15 protein-coding genes are annotated in these 17877 nt (G+C 70.8%); 6 read left to right on the top strand and 9 right to left on the bottom strand.

Going from position 1 to position 17877, the window contains the following annotated elements:
• Positions 1–7 precede the first annotated feature (7 nt).
• Entirely contained in the window at positions 8–1849 is a 1842-nt protein-coding gene (locus tag ATL45_RS22775; RefSeq protein WP_170210317.1) for a serine hydrolase domain-containing protein, read from the top strand.
• 12 nt (positions 1850–1861) lie between these two features.
• Entirely contained in the window at positions 1862–3004 is a 1143-nt protein-coding gene (locus ATL45_RS22770; RefSeq protein WP_093148348.1) for a sensor histidine kinase, read from the top strand.
• On the opposite strand, the gene ATL45_RS22765 is transcribed toward ATL45_RS22770, so the two are convergent.
• Complete coding sequence (locus ATL45_RS22765; protein WP_093148345.1) at positions 2992–4293, bottom strand: M20 family metallopeptidase; 1302 nt, start codon at positions 4291–4293, stop codon at positions 2992–2994. The two genes, ATL45_RS22770 and ATL45_RS22765, sit on opposite strands and share 13 nt — an antisense overlap.
• A gap of 318 nt (positions 4294–4611) precedes the next feature.
• Between ATL45_RS22765 and ATL45_RS22760 the strand changes: the two genes are divergently transcribed.
• Both ATL45_RS22760 and ATL45_RS22755 read left to right on the top strand, forming a co-directional pair.
• Positions 4612–5442, top strand: a complete 831-nt coding sequence (locus ATL45_RS22760) for an alpha/beta fold hydrolase (RefSeq protein ID WP_093148340.1) — start codon at positions 4612–4614, stop codon at positions 5440–5442.
• Positions 5435–6007 (top strand): TetR/AcrR family transcriptional regulator, encoded by a 573-nt coding sequence (locus ATL45_RS22755; protein WP_093148337.1) that lies wholly within the window; start codon positions 5435–5437, stop codon positions 6005–6007. Before ATL45_RS22760 ends, ATL45_RS22755 begins: the two co-directional genes overlap by 8 nt.
• On the opposite strand, the gene ATL45_RS22750 is transcribed toward ATL45_RS22755, so the two are convergent.
• The gene (locus ATL45_RS22750; RefSeq protein ID WP_093148336.1) at positions 6004–6759 is read right to left on the bottom strand and encodes an EI24 domain-containing protein; all 756 of its coding nucleotides are present in this window, start codon (positions 6757–6759) and stop codon (positions 6004–6006) included. The genes ATL45_RS22755 and ATL45_RS22750 overlap by 4 nt on opposite strands.
• Positions 6760–6830: 71 nt before the next feature.
• A complete protein-coding gene (locus tag ATL45_RS22745; RefSeq protein ID WP_093148333.1) occupies positions 6831–7046 on the bottom strand; it encodes a hypothetical protein in 216 nt (71 codons plus the stop codon).
• 156 nt (positions 7047–7202) lie between these two features.
• Here ATL45_RS22745 and ATL45_RS22740 point away from each other — a divergent pair, with 156 nt between their 5' ends.
• Entirely contained in the window at positions 7203–8222 is a 1020-nt protein-coding gene (locus tag ATL45_RS22740) for an iron-siderophore ABC transporter substrate-binding protein (protein WP_093148329.1), read from the top strand.
• A 199-nt stretch (positions 8223–8421) separates the two neighbouring features.
• Here ATL45_RS22740 and ATL45_RS22735 read toward each other — a convergent pair whose 3' ends face one another.
• The 5 genes from ATL45_RS22735 to lpdA all read right to left on the bottom strand — a co-directional run bounded on the left by ATL45_RS22735 (position 8422) and on the right by lpdA (position 15442).
• Positions 8422–9957, bottom strand: a complete 1536-nt coding sequence (locus ATL45_RS22735; RefSeq protein ID WP_093148325.1) for a trypsin-like serine protease — start codon at positions 9955–9957, stop codon at positions 8422–8424.
• Between the two features lie 281 nt (positions 9958–10238).
• Positions 10239–11486 (bottom strand): dihydrolipoamide acetyltransferase family protein, encoded by a 1248-nt coding sequence (locus tag ATL45_RS22730; RefSeq protein ID WP_177241923.1) that lies wholly within the window; start codon positions 11484–11486, stop codon positions 10239–10241.
• A 24-nt stretch (positions 11487–11510) separates the two neighbouring features.
• The gene (locus ATL45_RS22725; protein ID WP_093148320.1) at positions 11511–12506 is read right to left on the bottom strand and encodes an alpha-ketoacid dehydrogenase subunit beta; all 996 of its coding nucleotides are present in this window, start codon (positions 12504–12506) and stop codon (positions 11511–11513) included.
• Between the two features lie 134 nt (positions 12507–12640).
• The gene (pdhA, locus tag ATL45_RS22720) at positions 12641–13744 is read right to left on the bottom strand and encodes a pyruvate dehydrogenase (acetyl-transferring) E1 component subunit alpha (protein ID WP_093148315.1); all 1104 of its coding nucleotides are present in this window, start codon (positions 13742–13744) and stop codon (positions 12641–12643) included.
• Positions 13745–13981: 237 nt separating this feature from the next.
• Positions 13982–15442 carry a dihydrolipoyl dehydrogenase gene (lpdA, locus tag ATL45_RS22715; RefSeq protein WP_093148311.1) on the bottom strand — a complete coding sequence of 487 codons (1461 nt, stop codon included), beginning with the start codon at positions 15440–15442 and terminating at the stop codon, positions 13982–13984.
• 416 nt (positions 15443–15858) lie between these two features.
• Here lpdA and ATL45_RS22710 point away from each other — a divergent pair, with 416 nt between their 5' ends.
• Complete coding sequence (locus tag ATL45_RS22710) at positions 15859–16641, top strand: VOC family protein (RefSeq protein WP_211841264.1); 783 nt, start codon at positions 15859–15861, stop codon at positions 16639–16641.
• Positions 16642–16648: 7 nt separating this feature from the next.
• Here ATL45_RS22710 and ATL45_RS22705 read toward each other — a convergent pair whose 3' ends face one another.
• Positions 16649–17845, bottom strand: coding sequence for a M20 metallopeptidase family protein (locus ATL45_RS22705; RefSeq protein ID WP_093148303.1), 1197 nt, complete (start codon positions 17843–17845; stop codon positions 16649–16651).
• Positions 17846–17877 lie beyond the last annotated feature (32 nt).

Genomic DNA, 17877 nt, shown 5'->3' with positions numbered 1-17877 from the left:
TGTCGGCATGATCAAACGACTGCTGGTCGGCCTGCTGAGCGCGGCCGCCGCGCTGACGGCCGCGGCTCCGGCGCTGGCCGCCGCACCGCAGCCCGGCCTCGAGAAGTGGCTCGACGACTACGTGGCCTCGGCCATGGCCGAGGAGCAGTTACCCGGAGCCGCCGTGACCGTGGTCGCCGGTGGCGAGCAGATCATCAACAAGGGCTACGGGCTGGCCGACGTCGAGAAGGGCATCCCGGTCGACCCGGACCGCAGCCGGTTCCTCGTCGGCTCGCAGGCCAAGCTGTTCACCGCGCAAGCCGCGCTGCAACTGGTGCACGAGGGCAAGCTGGACCTCGACGCCGACGTCAACCAGTACCTGAGCACGTTCCAGATCGAGGACACCTATCCCGGGCAGCCGATCACGCTGCGGCACCTGCTCACCTACACGGCCGGGTTCGACGAGGATCACGTGGCCGGGATGCTGGCCCACCACGAGCCGCTCGCGGAGGGACTGGCAAAGTACCAGCCCGCTCGCGTCAGGCCGCCGGGTTCGGGCGTGGTCTACGACAACTACGGCACCGCGCTGGCCGGTCACCTGGTCGAGATCGCATCCGGCATGCCCTACGCCGACTACGTCGAGCAGCACGTCTTCCAGCCGCTCGGCATGAACGACTCCGACGCCCGCTGCGGCGGCAAGGGCGACACCACCGCCTACCTCGGTGACGGCACTCCCACCGAGGCGACCTGCGGTTACATGGTCCCCGGCGGCACCGGCCCGACGTCGACGCCCGCCGACATGGGCCGCTACATGCTCGCCCAGCTCACCCTCGATCCCAGGCTCGGCCCGGGCATCGCGGCGGAGATGCAGCGCCAGCAGCACACCGAGCACCCGGGGCTGCGCGGCATCGGCTTCATCTTCGAGCACATCCAGCACAACGGTCATCCGCTGCTGTTCAAAGGCGGCGAGATGCCCGGCATGAACTCCTACATGCTGTTCGTGCCGGAACTCGACCTCGGCATCAACGTCGTCTCCAACGGCGACGGCAAGGGCGGCGAGGGAATCGACGGCATCGAGCTCGTGGCGGCGCTCGTCGACACCTACCTCCCGGCGAAGGCACCGGCCCCGCGCACTCCGATCCGCGCCGGCGTCGACCAGTACACCGGCTGGTACCAGGCCGGCCGGACCAGCCGGTTCAGCATGTACAAGGTCAAGGCGCTGTGGCGGAAACCGGTGCACGTCACGGCGAACGGCGACGGGAGCATCCACACCACCGGCCTCTCCGGCGGGCCGAAGGACTGGGACCAGGTCGAGCCGGGCCTGTTCGCCGAACGCGGCGGGTGGGGGCTGATCGCCTTCCCGGAACCGGGCCAGCTCGCCATCGACGGCAGCACCAACGTGTTCGACCGGATCGGCGTCGGCGGTCTTCCGCAGCTGCACCTGGCGATGTTCGGCTTCGGCACCGCCGCCGGGCTGCTCGCGGTGGCCGGATTCCCCCTGCTGGCCGCGATCCGCCGCGTGCGCCGGCGCCCGGCGCATCCGCGAGGTGCCCGTATCGCCCGCGTCATCGGATGGCTCACCGGCGCGGTCGTGGTCACCTTCGTCGCCTGGTTCGGCTCCCTCATGCTCGACGAACCCGCAGCGACGACCGCCGTCATGGAAGCCACGCCCACGCTGATCACTCTGCTGGTGCTCGCTTCGGCGACCATCCCGCTGGCCGCCCTGATGGTGCTCGGTGCGCTCGGTGCGTGGTGGCGGCGCTGGTGGCGGTTGCCCGGCCGGATCGCCTACACCGCGCTCACCCTCGGCGCGCTGTCCTTCGCCACCGCCGCGCTGATCTACAACTTCCCCGGCCCGCCCTTCACGTAGATTGGTGCCGCCATGCCACAGCTCGCCGGGCTGCTCCGCCGAATCCCACCGTCCATTGTGGATGCGGGTATCGCGCTGGTCGTGCTCGCCGCCCACTCCGCACCGTTCCTGGTCACCACCAGGATCGCCGACCCCGGGACGGGCTGGACGCTCGCGCAGTACCTACCGGTGCTGGGCGAAGCGCTGCCGCTGCTGTGGCGGCGGCGGGCACCGCTGCTGGTCTTCGCACTGGTCGTCCTCGCCACCGCCGCCTACACGCTGAACGACCCGGACACCGCGCGGCAGCCGGTCGCCTACGCGGCGCTGGTCGCCACGTACACGCTGGCTGCCGCAGGCAGTCCCCGGCACCGCGCCTGGGGACTGGCGCTGCTGGCCGTCGGTGCCGTCGCGGAGCTCAGCGGCGTGGTGCTGCACGTCGGCGCGGAGACCGCCGTGCACGGCATCGTGATGTACGCCGCGGCCTGGGCGGCGGGCCGGGCGACGGCGCACCGGCAGGCCCACGCGCGCCAGCTGGAACGGGAGCGTGAGCTGGAGGCGCAGCGCGCGGCGGCACGGGAGCGCGCCGCGATCGCCCGCGACATGCACGACATCCTCGGGCACTCGATCAGCCTGATGATCGTGCAGGCCGAAGCCGGCCCGGTGGTCGTGCGCAGCAAGCCGGAACGCGCCGAGCGGGCGTTCGACGACATCGCCGCGGCCGGGCGCAACGCGATGACCCAGGTGCGCTGGCTGCTCGGGCTGCTGGACCGGCCCGCCGACGGCGGTGCGCCCACCGCGGACCAGATCCCGACGCTGGTCGAAGGCGTGGCGAGGGCGGGGCCGAAGACCTCCCTCCAGGTTTCGGGCACTCCCCGCCCGCTCCCGCCGGACGCGGAGCTGGCCGCCTACCGCGCGGTGCAGGAGGCGCTCACCAACGCCATCAAGCACGCGAACGCCGCGGCGATCTCGGTGAACCTGGACTGGCGGGCCGACGAGCTGCTCATCAAGGTCACCGACGACGGGCGCGGCGACACCGGCGGCACGAACGGCCACGGGCTCGACGGCGTCCGGGAACGCGCGCGGGCCTGCGGCGGCTCGGCCGAGTTCGGCCCCGGGCCGGGCGGACGGGGCTGTTCGCTGTCGGTGCGGCTTCCGGTGGAGCGTCAGTCGAAGTAGCCGGGGACGTCGAGGGTTCCGCCCGCGGCCTGGAACTCGGCGTCGACCGCTTCGCGCAGCGCCGCGTCGGTCAGGTAGTCCACTGTGGTCAGTGCGAGGCCGACCGCGCCGTCGAGGACTGCCCGGTCTCCTGCCGGTCCTCCCGCCGCGGCGGCGAATTCCTCGGTGTGCAGGGCCAGGTTCGGGTCGCCGAGGCCGATCATCGGGTGGATCGCCGGGACGCGGTAGCTGATGTTGCCGAGGTCCGTCGAACCCGTCAGGTATTCCGGGACCACACCGCGCGGCAACGACGTCCGGCCGCGGCGGGCCTGGTGCTCGGCCCAGCGGGCGGCCAGCTCGTCGTTGTGCCGGATCGGCAGGTAGGCCGGGTTGTTGTCCCAGTTCAGCTCCACGCCGCAGCCCGTCATCGACGCCGCGCCGTGCGCGATGGCCTCGATCCGGGATGCCAGGTCGCGCAACGATCCCGGCTCGGCGGAACGCACGTAGAACAGCGCTGCGGCGCGGTCGGGCACCACGTTGGGGCGCTTGCCGCCGTCGGTGATGATCCCGTGCACCCGGTCCGTCGACGGCATGTGCTGGCGCAGCGCCGCGACGCCCTGGTAGGTCGCCACCACCGCGTCCAGCGCGTTGCGGCCCATGAACGGCTGCGCGGCGGCGTGCGCGGCCACGCCGTGGAACACCACTTCGACCTGCCGCCGCCCCAGGAACGGGTGGGTGGCGATGTCGTGCGAGAACGGGTGCAGCATCACGACCGCGTCGACGTCGTCGAACAGGCCCGCGCGGGCCAGGTGCTCCTTGCCGCCACCGCCTTCCTCGGCCGGGGTGCCGAGCAGGCTCACCCGGCCTCCGGTAGCGGACACCGCCGATGCCGCGGCGAGGAATCCGCCCACCGCCGCCGAGCAGATGATGTTGTGCCCGCACCCGTGCCCGATGCCCGGCAGCGCGTCGTACTCGGCCAGCACCGCCACGTGCGGACCGGCACTGCCGACCGAGGCGCGCAGGGCGGTGTCCAACCCGCCGACGCCCACCTCGACGTCGCATCCGTGGCGGCGCAGCAGCTCCGCGGCCTGTCCGGCGGACCGGTGCTCGGCGAAGGCCTCTTCCGGATGCGCGTGCAGGTCGCGGCTCAGCGCGACGAGGTCGTCCGCGTGGACGTCCACCCACTTCTCGACTTCCGCGCGCAGGACCTCGTCGGCCCCGGCGTGATCGGAGCGGATCGGCGCGGCGGTCGCGACCGCCCGCTCGGTGGCGGCGGAAACGGCGCGGAGGTACGAATCGTCCGGCTGCACAGGCTTCGTCACACCCCGACTCTAGGTGCCCGTCCCCGGACCCGGGGAGCCGCAACGCCTCGCCACCCCGCGAGAAGCTCCGTTTCCCCTGGTCAAAGGCCGTGAGTGTTTTGTGGTGCTATGGCAGCACAAACACTCACGGGTCACCACCTGCGGAAACACGCACACCACCGTTGCAACGGAGCCGAACCAGCTCCGGAGCCCTGACATCACGGCATGCGCTCAGCGGCGATCACCGATGGCCGGTTCGAGCCCCTTGACACCGAAGGCTAATGCTATTAGCTTTATGGCTAACCTAGTTAGCTAACGGAGGGCGCGATGACTGAACACCTGGCCGTCGAAGGCGGCACCCTCGCTTACGAGGTGACCGGCTCCGGACCGCTCGTCGTGCTGGCCCACGGCATGGGCGACAGCCGTGAGGCGTACCGGCACGTCACCCCGGCGCTGGTCGCGGCCGGATACCGCGTCGCCGCCGTGGACCTGCGCGGTTGCGGCGAGTCCAGCACCGGGTGGCCGTCCTACACCCGCACGGACATCGCCGGAGACCTGATCGCCCTGGTGAACCACCTCGGCGGCCCGGCGGTCCTGGTCGGACACTCGATCTCCGGCGGAGCCGCCACCATCGCCGCGGCGAAGGCGCCCTCGCTGATCAGCGCCGTCGTCGAACTCGCGCCGTTCACCCGCAAGCAGCAGATCGCGCTCGGCGACCTGCGGGTGGCCCGCTTCCGCCGCGGCATGCTCCGCCTGCTCGGCGCCGGCCTGTTCGGCAGCGTCCGGCTCTGGAAGCAGTACCTGGAAATCGCCCACCCCGGCCCGAAACCGGCGGACTGGGACGCCCGGATCGCCCGGATCGACGCGCTGATGCGCGAACCGGGACGGATGAAGGCCATGCAGCTGATGGGCCGCTCCGCACCGGTGGACGCCGGCGCCCAGCTGGGCAACGTCGGCTGCCCGGTGCTGATCGTGCAGGGCACCCTCGACCCCGACTGGGCCGCACCGCAGGCCGAGGGCGAGGCGATCGTGGCGGCGCTGCCGCCCGGCCTGGGCCGGCTTGAGATGATTACCGGCGCGGGCCACTACCCGCACGTCCAGTTCCCCGCCGAGGTGGTCACCGCGATGCTGTCGTTCCTGGAGCCCGCCCGTGCCTAGGGCCGGACTCGACCCGAACGCCGTCGTCGCGGCCGGAGCGGCGCTCGCCGACGAAGTCGGCTTCACCGGCCTGACCATGGGACTGCTGGCCGAGCGGGTCGGCGTGCGAACGCCGTCGCTCTACAAGCACATCGCCAACCAGGACGACCTGAACCGCCGGATCGCCGCGCTCGCCCTCACCGAGGCGGCCGACGCGGTGGGCGCGGCCGTGCAAGGCCGCGCGGGCCGGGACGCCCTCGCCGCGGCGGCCCGCGCGTTCCGCGACTTCGTGCTCGCCCACCCCGGCCGGTACGCGGCCACCGTCGGCGTCGAGCCGACCAGCCCGGACGATCCGATCGCGGTCGCCGGAACACGGCTGCTGGACTCGTTCACCGCGGTGCTCCGGGGATACGCCATCGAGCCGGCTCAGATGGACCACGCGCTGCGCGCGGTGCGCAGCTCCTTCCACGGTTTCGCCACTCTGCAGGCCGCGCACGGATTCCAGTGGTCCGCCGACGTCGACGAGAGCTTCGAGTGGCTCGTCGACCTCGTCGACCAGGGCCTGCGCCGGTCCACATCGGACTAGCGCGACTCCCGCGGCGTCGGCCCGAGAACCCGGTGCGCCAGCAGCGTCCCGCCGACCACCGCCGACGGGATCACCACCAGCTGCAGCACCGGGACCAGGCACAGCAGGTAGGTCGGCAGGCCGAAGCCGAAGGTCGCGGCCCGGTAGCCGCGCAGCGCCCGGCGCCGGTCGGCGAGCTTGAGCCCGCGCCGCGTGAAGACCAGGCCGACCATCTCCAGGGTGATCAGCCACGCGCCGAACAGCGCGCCGAGCACCAGCGCGGCGATCTGCCCGGCCACCGGGATGAACCCGATCGCGAACAGCACGATCGCGCCGGTCAGCGCGATCAGCACCAGCTTCACCGAGTCCTGCACCCCGCGGCCGAGCTGCCGCAGCACGCCCGCACCGTCGTCGGAGGTGTCCAGACCCAGTTCCTCTTCCGCCTTCTCGGCGATGTGCTCGTAGAACGGTCCGCCGATCAGCAGCGTGATCGCGATGAACGACACCGAGGCCAGCAGCGCGGCCGAACCGACCAGGGCCACGCCCACCAGGATCCGCAGCGTCCGGCGCCCGACGTCGCCCCAGCCGTCGGCGAACGGCGTCATCCAGCCGACCAGGTCACCGCTGAAGTAGATCAGCGTGCCGAGGCAGCCCAGCAGCAGCACAGCGCTGATCAACGCGGGTAACGCACCGAGGAAGAGCAGCTTCGGGCGGCGCAGGATGACGCCGAACCCGGTGCCCAAGGCGCGGAATCCGGCGAGGAACGAACTCATCAGGGCACATCTCCAGTCCGGGTGTCGATCGACAAACACCGTACCGGCCGCCGGATGTGCCCGGTGTGTGATCAGCGCACGACGCGGTGGCGCCGGTGGTGCTGCCGCGCCGGCCTGGAGTTGCGCGCGCCGAACGGGCCCGGATTTCGCCGGTCACCGCGGTGGTTGGCGTGCAGCTCCACCAGCAGGACGTCGGGGTTCTCCCCGGCGTGACTCCGCCAGAGCATCCGCAGCAGCTCGTCCTCGGCGAGCACCCAACGGCGGTCGAAGACGTCATCGTCACTCATCGCGACTCCAACGCTGGTCGTTTGCGCGTGCCATCGCTCTACGGCCACGATACGCCCCCGCGGCTCCCCGGTGATCCGGTTCACCAGCGGATCACCGGCGCCTTGAGTTAGGTTAGCCTTGCTTCCACGAGATGTCGGACTACTAAGGACGCGGAGATGACTCCTCCCCCAGCAGCTGCCCGCAGCATCGGCCGGCGGGGCTTCCTGATCGGCGCCACCGGCGTGCTCGCCGCCGCCGGGCTGGCCGCCTGCGGCACCAGCGGCGCTCCCGGCGAGGCGGACAGCCCGCAGGGCGGGCCGGGATTCCCGACGAGCATCCCGAACCGGTACGGGACCGCGGAGATCAAGGCCGCCCCGCAGCGGGTCGTCAGCCTCGGCATCACCGACCACGACGTGCTGCTGCCGCTGGGCGTCGTCCCGGTCGGCCTGACCAAGTGGGGCCCGTGGGAGAGCGGCGTCGGCCCGTGGGTCGAGCCGATGCTCCGCGGTGAGAAGCCGAAGATCTTCGGCAGCGAGGTCGACGCGGAGGGCGTCATCGCCCTCGCCCCCGATGTCATGCTCGCCCTGCAGAGCGCGCTGACGCAGGAGCAGTACAACCGGCTGACCAGCTTCAACCCGGTGGTGGCGCAGCCGCCGGAGGCGATCGACTACGGCGTGAACTGGCGGGTGCAGGCCGAGACGATCGGCCGGGCGCTGGGCAAGCAGGACGAGGTCACCAAGCTCGTCGCCGACACCCAGGCCCGCATCGACCGGACCCGCGAGGCCAACCCGCTGTTCCAGGGCAAGACGCACGTCACCGTCCGCACCGACTCGGCGGGCACCTACGCGGCCTACACCAAGCAGGACGCCCGGACCGCGCTGCTGGAACAGCTGGGCCTGCGGCTGTCCCCGGCCATCGAGGGCCTGGACAGCGGCGGCAAGTTCAACGTCAAGATCAGCAAGGAGCAGGTCTCGCTGCTGGACGCGGACGTCGTCATCGTCACCACGGCGAAGGCGACCGACGTGGAGGCGGTCCGCAACGACCCGCTGCTGAACAACCTCCCCGCGGCCAAGCGGGGTTCGCTGATCCTGCTGGACGACTACGACCTGACGATGGCCCTCGGCTCGGCCACCGTCTCCAGCATCCCGTTCGCGCTCGACCACCTCACGCCGAAGCTCGTCGATGCGCTGAGCTGACCGGATCGCCGCGGTCCCAACGGAAATCAAGTCTCCAATTTCAATGGAACTTGCGCCCTCCGTCGGCGTGTCGGGTGCCCGACACGCCGACGGAGCGTCGGGTTCTACGCGATTTCAATTGAAATCGGACGTCTGATTTCCATTGAAATTGCGTCGCCGACGCGGAGTCCCGGACCTCGTCGGCCCGGGACTCCGGCGCTCAGCGTCGGCTTCCGGTCAGCGCGCAGTCCGGGCGGGACAGGTCCAGCTCCGAGCCCGCGCCGAGGCAGGCCGGGATCAGGTGGACCTGCTGGCCGTAAGCGCGCCCCCGCACAGCGGTTTCGGTGCCGTCCGGCCCGACCTCGCAGGGGTTGTCCTCGGTGCACTGCTCGCCGTCGCGGTTGTGGGTGTTGTGGATGCCCACGACCGTGTTGCCGTCCGGTGCCAGCAGCGCCGAGCCGGACGTGCCGGGCCAGGGAGCGCAGTCCTCGCCGGCGGCGTAGCGGATCGAATCGTCCTGCTGGTAGCCGTCTTCCCGCAGGTGCGGGACCACGGCCTCGGCGGTGCAGCCGAAGCGCCGGCTGGTGTAGGCCATGGTCAGCGGGTCACCCGCGCGCACGGGAGCGGACGCGAGCTCGAAGACCTTCGCGCCTTCGTCGGCGAGTTTTCCGTAGGTCTTGTCGAGGCGGTACAGCGCGATGTCGGTGCCGGTCATCGTCGCGTACACCAGCCGGTTCGCGCGGGCGGTGGTCTGCGGGTAGCCCTGCGGATCGGCGATGGGCACCTCGAGGTCCGCGGGCTGGTCCACCAGCGCCTTACCCGGTTCCGGCCGCTCCGCCGCGCAGTGCCCGTTGGTCAGCAGCAGCGCCGGGTCCTCGGGCCGGGCCGTCGGAGTGCGGACCACCGAGCCCGCGCAGCCGTCGAGCTCGACCGCGCCCTCCACGTTCGGGATCTGGTCGTCCGGCGGCACATCGGTGCCGCTGATGATCCCGTTGATCCAGTCGGCGTGCCTGGTGACGTCGGTGAACAGCGTCGGCGAGTTCACCCCGCCGGGGCCGCTGACCACACCGGCGATCGCCCACTCGCCACCTTCGCGGACGAGCGCCGGGCCACCGGAATCCATGTTGCTCGACGCGACGCTGCCGTCCCGGCTGCCGATGCACAGCTCTCCGGGGTCCGTTTCCCGGCAGGCCGAACTCGGCTGCACCACGGTGTCGGCCTCCCGCAGCTTCTCGGTGAAGCACGCGGGATTGTTGCTGTTGTTGCAGGTCATTCCCCAGCCCATGATGCGCACCGGGGTGTTCTCCGGTGGCGTGGCCGAGGCGATCCGCACCGGTTCGGCGCGGACCGGGGTCCGCAGGTGCAGCAGCGCCAGGTCCTTGCCCCAGAAACCGCCCTCGTCCTCGTGGGTGGCCAGCCGGTAGTAGTGGTCGACCTCGGCGACCTCTCCCCCGCCACCGGTGTCCAGCGACCCGATCCGGACCTGCCAGCCGCGCGGCACGCCCACCCGGGAACCCGTGGGATTCTTCCCAGCGCAATGACTGGCCGTCAGAACCCATTGCGGAGCAAGGACTTCCACGCCGCAGCCGTGCCCGTCGGGATGCGGTGACCTCGGGAAGGACGGCTGGAACGAGCCCATGAACGGATAAGGCCGGGCCGACTCGGAACCACCAAGCACGGCCTGCGCGGGCACGGCGCCCACCAGCGGTGCGGTCAGCGCGAGCACGGCACCGAACAGCAGAGAACGACTTCGCATGTCCCCCACCGTGACGGGGCGATGTCCGCGCACCTCGATCACCGCGTGACAGTTCTGCTACAGAGCACTGCTGGGCGCAGGAGCCGTCGAAACGATGCCGATTTCGGGCTCTTGCGACGATCGGCATCGCTTTCGACGCAAGCCGCGGTTCGCACCGGAGCCGATTTCATGAGAAAGCTCTGACGTCGCCGTTCACCCGAAAACCGCGGTGCGCGCGTGAAAAGGCCCCTTCCGCGAGATTCGGGGGGTCTTCGCGGAAGGGGCCTTGGCCTCACCAGGTGTCAGGCGATGATGCGGATCGGGTCCTCGAGCAGTGCCGTGAACTGCTGGAGGAACGCCGCGCCCACCGCGCCGTCCACCGCTCGGTGGTCCGCCGAGAGCGTCACGCGCAGGATCTTGCGGGCCACGAACTCGCCGTCGCGGACCTGCACCTCGTCGCGGGCCGCGCCGACCGCCAGGATCGCCGCCTCCGGCGGGTTGATCACCGCGCTGAACTGCTCGATGCCGAACATGCCCAGGTTGGAGATCGAGAAGGTGCCGCCGGACATCTCGTCCAGCTTCAGCTTGCCCTCACGGGCGCGCCCGGCCAGCTCCCGGCTCTCCGTCGCGATCTCCGAGACGCTCTTGCGGTCGGCGTCCTTGACCACCGGCACCACCAGACCGCCCTCGATCGCCACCGCGACGCCGAGGTTGATCCGCTTGTGCTTGAGCAGCTTGTCACCGGCGAAGGAGACGTTCACCGACGGGTTCGCGCGCAGCGCGGTGGCCACCGCCTTGACGACCAGGTCGTTGACGCTGACCTTCGGGCCGCCCGCGGCCGCCAGCCGCTCGTTGAGCGTGCCGCGGAACGCCATCAGCTCGGTGACGTCGATGGCGCTGGTCAGGTAGAAGTGCGGCGCCTGCTGCTTGCTCTCCGTCAGGCGCTTGGCGCTCACCTTCTGGATCTTGTTGAGCGGGACCTCCTCGACGTCCTCGCTCGCCGCCACGACCGGAGCGGCCGGAGCAGCGGCGGGGGCGGCCGGGGCGCTCGGGGCGGCGGCAGCGGCGGCCTCGATGTCGGCGCGGATGATCCGGCCGCCGGGGCCGGTGCCCTGCACCGTGGCGAGGTCGACGCCCTTCTCCTTGGCGACCGCCTTGGCCAGCGGCGACGCCTTCGGCTTGGAGCCCTGCTCGGCGGGCGCAGCCGGAGCGGCGGGCGCAGCCGGGGCAGCAGCCGGAGCCTCGGCGGCCGGGGCCGGCTCGGCAGCCGGGGCGGCGGGCGCCGGGGCCGAAGCGGCTTCCGCCGCCGCGCCGGAGCCGTCGCCCAGGACGCCGATCGGGGTGCCGATCGGCACCGTCGCGCCCTCCTCGACGAGGATCTTCTCCAGCACCCCGTCGTCGTAGGCCTCCAGCTCCATGAGGGCCTTGTCGGTCTCGATCTCCGCGATCACTTCACCGCGGCTGACCTGGTCGCCGACCTTCTTGCGCCAGGTCGAGATCACGCCCTCCTCCATGGTGTCGGAGAGCCTCGGCATCTGAATCTCAGTCATCGTCTTCCTCGGGTGAGACAGGCCTCAGCGGCGGCGACCGACTGCGTCCAGCGTCTGGTGGATCGCGGTCGTCAGGGACTCGGCGGACGGGAGCGCGGCGCGCTCCAGCGGCTTGGCGTAGGGCAGCGGCACCTCCGCCGCCGCGACCCGGCGGACCGGGGCGTCCAGGTAGTCGAACGCACCGTCCGAAATGGACGCGGCGATCTCCGCACCGATGCCGTAGGTCAGCCAGTCGTCCTCCGCGACGACGGCGCAGCCGGTCTTGCGCACGGAGTCCACGATGGTCTGCCGGTCCAGCGGCCGCAAGCTGCGCAGGTCGATGACCTCGGCGTTGATGCCCTCCTCGGCGTGCAGCTTCTCGGCGACCTGGTGGGCCACCAGCGCCATCCGGGAGTAGCCGATGAGGGTGATGTCGGTGCCCTCGCGGGTCACCTTCGCCTTGCCGATCTCGGCGGGCTCGACGACGTCGGGCACCTCGCCCTTGGTGTTGTAGAGCGCCAGGTTCTCCAGGAACAGCACCGGGTCGTTGTCCCGGATCGAGGCCAGCAGCAGCGCCTTGGCGTCGGCGGGCGTGCTCGGCGCGACGACCTTCAGGCCCGGCACGAAGGCGTAGTACAGCTCGATGTTCTGCGAGTGGGTGGCGCCCAGCTGCTGGCCACCGCCGCCCGGCGTGCGCAGCACCATCGGCACCGGGGTCTGGCCGCCGAACATGCCGTAGATCTTGGCCGCGTGGTTGACGATCTGGTCCAGCGCGATCAGCGAGAAGTTGATCGTCATCAGCTCGACGACCGGCCGCAGGCCCAGCATGGCCGCGCCGATCGCGGCGCCGACGAAGCCCTCCTCGGCGATCGGGGTGTCGCGCACCCGCTTCTCGCCGAATTCCTTCAGCAGCCCAGCGGTGATCTTGTAGGAGCCTTCGAAGATCCCGATTTCCTCGCCGATGAGGAGGACGTCCTCATCGCGCAGCATTTCCTCGCGAAGCGTGTCGTGCAACGCTTGGCGGTACGTGATGACGGCCAAGGGTATTTCTCCTGGAAAAGAGCAATGGGGACCGCGAGTGGTTTTGCGGCGGTCGGCCGCAAAACCACTCACGGATCAAGTGGCGGGGTGTCGCAAATACCGCGACGGTTCCTCTCGCGGAACCCGGAGTGGCGTCAGAAGACCGGGTCGGCGGGAAGCCGTCGCGAATCGTTGGCCACCGGGGTGGCGTAGGTGTAGTCGAACAGCGTCGACGGGTCCGGGTGCGGGCTCTCGTCGGCGAACGCGACCGCCGCGTCGGCGTCAGCCTGCGCCTTGCGCTCGATCTCGACGGCGACGTCCTCGTCCATGACGCCCGCCTCGATCAGCTGGGCGCGGAAGTTGGCGATCGGGTCGGCCTCCTTGGCCTTCTCCACCGACTCCTCGCTGCGGTACTTGGCCGGGTCGACCACCGAGTGGCCCTTCAGCCGCTCGCTGACGCACTCCAGCAGGGCCGGGCCGCCGCCGTTGCGGGCCTGCTCGACCAGCCGGGTCGCCGCCTCGCGGACCGCCAGCACGTCGTTGCCGTCCACCCGCTCGCCGTGCATCTTGTACGCCGAGGCGCGCTTGAACAGCTCCGGCTCCGCGGAGGACTTCTCCACCGTGGTGCCCATGCCGAGCTGGTTGTTGATCACCACGTAGACCACCGGCAGGTTCCACAGCGCCGCGATGTTCAGCGACTCGTGGAAGGCACCGATGTTGGTGGTGCCGTCGCCCATCTGGCACATCACGACCTGGTCGCCGCCGCGGTAGTCGATGGCCAGCGCGGCACCGGTGGCCAGCGGGATCTGGCCGCCGACGATGCCGTAGCCGCCGAGCAGCCCGGCCTCCACGTCGAACATGTGCATCGAGCCGCCCCAGCCCTTGGAGGTGCCGGTGGTGCGGCCGTAGAGCTCGGCCATCACGCGGCCGGGCTCGATGCCCTTGGCGATCGCGTAGCCGTGCTCGCGGTAGTTCGTGTAGAGCAGGTCGGTCTTGCGCAGGGCGCGCATCAGGCCGACGACGGTGGCCTCCTCACCGAGGTTGAGGTGGCAGTACCCGCCGATCTTGGCCTGGGTGTAGCCCTGCGCCGCGCGCTCCTCGAAGCGGCGGATCAGGGTCATCTCGTGGAAGTAGTCCTGGAGCAGCTCCGGCGACTCCCCGGTGAAGCGTCCGCCGCCGGAGCCGCGTACCGCACCACCGCGCCGCGACTTGGCGGTGCTGCGGGTGGCCGGCTTGCTGCGCGTGGCCGTCTGTGCCATCACAGTCCCCTTTTCAATCGGGTTTTCTCAGAAGCGGCGGCAGCCGCTTGCGGTGTGGGACTCAACCCGCACCGCCGCGGGTTCTCAGACCGTGCCCACCCCGAAGGGGTTCTCTGCGAGGACCTGTCCGACGTGGTGAATTGGCATTCATGATGTCGGACCTCCCGGAGCGAGACGGCGTCTGAGGTTCCGCTGCTGGCACCGCTGTGCAAACCGCTTCTGAAATCCTGTTTGTCTTCAGCGCTTCTTCGGCGGTGCGACGTGGACCGGCAGGCCGAGGGCGTTCATGGCCGCCTCCATGCCGATCTCACCCAGGGTCGGGTGCGCGTGGATGGTCTCGGCGAGCTCGTCGAGGGTGGCCTCCAGGGCCATCGCCAGGGCGCCCTCGGTGATCAGGTCGCTGGCCGAGTGGCCGATGATGTGCACGCCCAGGACCTCGCCGTACTTCTTGCCCGCGACGATCTTCATGAAGCCCTCGGTGTCGCCGTAGCTCTGGGCGCGGCCCAGCGCGGCGAACGGGAACTTGCTGGCGATGACGTCGTGGCCGGCGTCCTTGGCCTGCGCCTCGGTGAGGCCGACGCTGGCGATCTCCGGGTGGGTGAAGGTCGCCGCCGGGATGACGTTGTAGTCGATCGCCGCGTGCTCCCCGGCGATCGTCTCGGCCGCCACGACGCCCTGGTGGGAGGCGACGTGCGCGAGCAGCGCCTTGCCGGTGACGTCACCGATGGCGTAGACGTGCTCGACGTTGGTGCGCAGCTTGTCGTCGACGGTGATGAAACCGCGCTCGCTGGTGGCCACCCCGGTCTTGGCCAGGTCCAGGCTGGCGGTGTTGGGCTTGCGGCCGACCCCGACGAGCACCACGTCGGCGTCGATCTGCTGCGGCTTGGCGCCGTCCACGGTGACCTTCAGGCCGTCGGCGGCCTGGTCGACGCGGGAGACGGTGGCCTCGGTGAGGACCTTGATGCCGCGCTTGGTGAACGAGCGGCCCAGGGCCTTGCCGATCTCGGCGTCCTCGGCGGGCACCAGGGTCTTCTGCATCTCGATGATGCTGACCTCGCTGCCGAGGGTGGCGAACAGCGTCGCCCACTCGGCGCCGACCGCGCTGCCGCCGATGATGGCGATGCGCTTGGGCACCTCTTCCAGGCCGAAGGCGCCGTCGGAGGTGATCACACCGGGCAGGTCCGCGCCGGGCAGCGGCAGCTGCACGGGGACCGAGCCGGTGGCGATGATGACGTCGCGGGCCTTGACCTGCTCGATCGGCTGCGCGCCCGCCGGCTCGGCGGCGTAGCGCGGGCCCTCGGCGCCCAGCGGCGACTCACCGGTGGCGTAGACGTCCACAGCGGTCGGTCCGGTGAACCGGGCGTGGCCGTTGATGACGGTGACGCCGTTGCTCTTCAGCAGCCCCGCGACGCCGTCGGTGAGGCCCTTGACGACGCTGCTCTTGCGGCGCCGGATGGCGTCGTAGTCGACGCTCACGTTCTCGACGTTGATGCCGAAGTCGGTGGCGTGCAGCACGGTCTCGTAGACCTCGGCCGACCGCAGCATCGCCTTGGTCGGGATGCAGCCCCAGTTCAGGCAGACCCCGCCGGGACGCTCCTTTTCCACCACACCGACCGAGAGGCCGCGCTGCGCGGCCCGGATCGCGGCGACGTACCCACCGGGGCCGCCACCCACTACGAGAAGGTCGAACTCCTGCACTTCGCTGTGCTCCTTTGAACGCACGCGCCGGTTACGGAAAGCCCGGATCGACGGGCAATTCTCACTCAGAGTGTCGTGAGCACGACCACTTCCGCGCTATGCCCGCTCGCCCAGACTTCTTCTGGCGCAACTGTGCACACCGCACATTTCCCAGCGTGACGCACACAACATGTAACGCCGATGCTACCCGGAGTGATCGAGACGCCCGTCACACACCCTCGGAGCACCCCAGGCGGGAAACGGCAAGTGCGGCAGCCGACCCGCTGCCGCACCGGCGCGCGACGACCGGCGAATGCGTTTTGTCCGTTTATCGTCGTTGCACAGTCGAGATCACCGAACGGGCGTTCCGCGAGAAGTCGTTCACCGACCCGGCCCGAGCCGGTAGCTTAGGTGAACCTAACTCCCTGGAGGTGCACGTGCGCGACGCCGAGTTCGACCACCTGCTGCACTGGGTCCCCGACGTCGGGGCCGCCGCGCGCGAGTACGCGGCCGCCGGATTCCCCGCCCACGTCAACGAACCGCTGTCGGGGTTCCAGAACGCCGGTTGGCGGCTCGACGAGCGGTACGTCGAGATCCTGACCGTGGTCGACGAGGAGGCGTTCGCGACGTCGCCCTACGCCCCGGCCTGGGAACTGCTGCGTCCCGCGGTCGCGGCGGCCGGCCGCGGAGGCGCACTGACCTTCGCGGTCAACGTCCCGGACGCCGCGGCGACCGCGGAACGCCTCCGCGGCCTCGGGCACCGCGTGGTGGAGGCCCCGGTCTCCTTCGGCGACCTGGGCTTCCTGGAGGTGTTCGCACCCGACACCCCGTCGTGGGCACCGTTCTTCATCACCTACGACCCGCCGCGCGACCAGCTCCTCGCGCAAGCCGGACCGGACGCCTTCGACCCCGGCCCGCACGACCTGGAAGCGCTCGTCGTGGAAACCCCGGACCCGGCACGGGACGCGCACTGGCTGGGCGAGCTGCTGGAGGTCCCGGCGACCGGCACCGAGGTACCGCTGCCGGGTGCGCGCGTGGTCTTCGAGGAAGGCCCGGCGGAGCGCATCACCGGCGTGCTCGTCAGCGGCACGGGACCGGACGTCGTGATCGACGGCCTCAGGTTCCAGCACAGCAACCCGACGGCGCAGCCCCGTAGCGCTCGACCGGCAGCCGGTGGCCCGGGTTCAGCGGCGTCCCGCTCTGAGTGGCGATCGTGGTGATCGTCGGTCACGCGGCGTGGCGTTGCACCGCTAGGGCGGCGTAGGCCGCTGCGCCGTCGGCCAGGACCTCGTCGTCGAAGACGGCTTGCGGTGAGTGGTTGTCCGGAGCCCTGGCCGGGTCCCGGTCCGGCGGGCAGGCGCCGAGGGAGATCATCGCCCCGGGGATCTCGTCGAGCACCCGGGAGAAGTCTTCCGAGGCGCTGAGCGGTTTCGGGGCCGGCGCGAAGCGGTGCTCTCCGTGCAGTTCGCGCAACGCTCTTCCGACGAACTCCGCCTCCGATTCGTCGTTGACCGTCACCGGGTACTGCTCGACGAACTCGGCCCGCACCGTCGCTCCGTGCGCCGCCGCGATGCCCTCGCACACCTGGATCGAGCCGCTCTCCACCACCGATCGAGCTCGCCGGGAGAAGGACCGGACCGTCGCGGCGAAGGTGACCTCGTCGGGGATGACGTTGTCCTGGGTGCCGCCGCGGATCATGCCGACCGTCAGCACCACCGGGTCGAAGACGTCGAACCGGCGGGTGACGAACGACTGCAGCGCCAGCACCATCTCGCACGCCACCGGTACCGGATCCACCGCACGGAACGGCGCGGAACCGTGCCCACCGCGCCCGCGGACGGTCACCTCCAGCCGGTGGGACGCGGAGAGCATCGGCCCGCCCCGCGTGGTGAACAGGCCGCGGTCCAACCCGGAGATCACGTGCAGGGCGTAGGCCGCGTCGGGCTTGCGCCCTGAGACCGACAGCAGGCCTTCGTCGAGCATGCGGCCCGCGCCGTCGTACCCCTCCTCGCCGGGCTGGAACGCGAACACCACGTCCCCGCCGAGCTGATCCCGCCGTGCGGCCAGCAGCTTCGCCGCCCCCAACAGCATCGTCGTGTGCAGATCGTGCCCGCACGCGTGCATCCGGCCGTTCCCGGCCGCGAAGTCGAGCCCGGTCCTCTCCGCCACCGGCAGCGCGTCCATGTCCCCGCGCAGCAGGACGGTCGGACCGGGCCGGGAACCGCGCAGCACCGCCGACACCGAGCTGATCTCCGCGCCGGTCGTCACCTCCAGCCCCAGACCGTCCAGTTCGAGCAGAACTCGCTCCTGCGTGCGCGGCAGCTCCAGCCCCAGCTCCGGGAACCGGTGCAGATCGCGGCGGACCCGCACCAGATCCGGGTGCAGCGCCCGAGCGTCGTCCAGCAACGTCGACAACCCGACCATGGTCGTCCCTTCCTCCGAATTTCCTCGACTGG

This window comes from Saccharopolyspora antimicrobica (assembly GCF_003635025.1).
GTDB classification, from domain to species: domain Bacteria; phylum Actinomycetota; class Actinomycetes; order Mycobacteriales; family Pseudonocardiaceae; genus Saccharopolyspora; species Saccharopolyspora antimicrobica.
This window is presented reverse-complemented; position numbering and strand designations above follow the sequence as displayed.

What these genes read in the sequence shown, in the direction of transcription:
- ATL45_RS22740 (WP_093148329.1), top strand. Translation starts at nt 7,203, where the DNA reads ATGACTCCTCCCCCAGCAGCTGCCCGCAGCATCGGCCGGCGGGGCTTC.
- ATL45_RS22760 (WP_093148340.1), top strand. Translation starts at nt 4,612, where the DNA reads ATGACTGAACACCTGGCCGTCGAAGGCGGCACCCTCGCTTACGAGGTG.
- ATL45_RS22730 (WP_177241923.1), bottom strand. Translation starts at nt 11,486, where the DNA reads ATGACTGAGATTCAGATGCCGAGGCTCTCCGACACCATGGAGGAGGGC.
- pdhA (WP_093148315.1), bottom strand. Translation starts at nt 13,744, where the DNA reads ATGGCACAGACGGCCACGCGCAGCAAGCCGGCCACCCGCAGCACCGCC.
- ATL45_RS22745 (WP_093148333.1), bottom strand. Translation starts at nt 7,046, where the DNA reads ATGAGTGACGATGACGTCTTCGACCGCCGTTGGGTGCTCGCCGAGGAC.
- ATL45_RS22775 (WP_170210317.1), top strand. Translation starts at nt 8, where the DNA reads ATGATCAAACGACTGCTGGTCGGCCTGCTGAGCGCGGCCGCCGCGCTG.
- ATL45_RS22770 (WP_093148348.1), top strand. Translation starts at nt 1,862, where the DNA reads ATGCCACAGCTCGCCGGGCTGCTCCGCCGAATCCCACCGTCCATTGTG.
- ATL45_RS22750 (WP_093148336.1), bottom strand. Translation starts at nt 6,759, where the DNA reads ATGAGTTCGTTCCTCGCCGGATTCCGCGCCTTGGGCACCGGGTTCGGC.
- ATL45_RS22735 (WP_093148325.1), bottom strand. Translation starts at nt 9,957, where the DNA reads ATGCGAAGTCGTTCTCTGCTGTTCGGTGCCGTGCTCGCGCTGACCGCA.
- ATL45_RS22705 (WP_093148303.1), bottom strand. Translation starts at nt 17,845, where the DNA reads ATGGTCGGGTTGTCGACGTTGCTGGACGACGCTCGGGCGCTGCACCCG.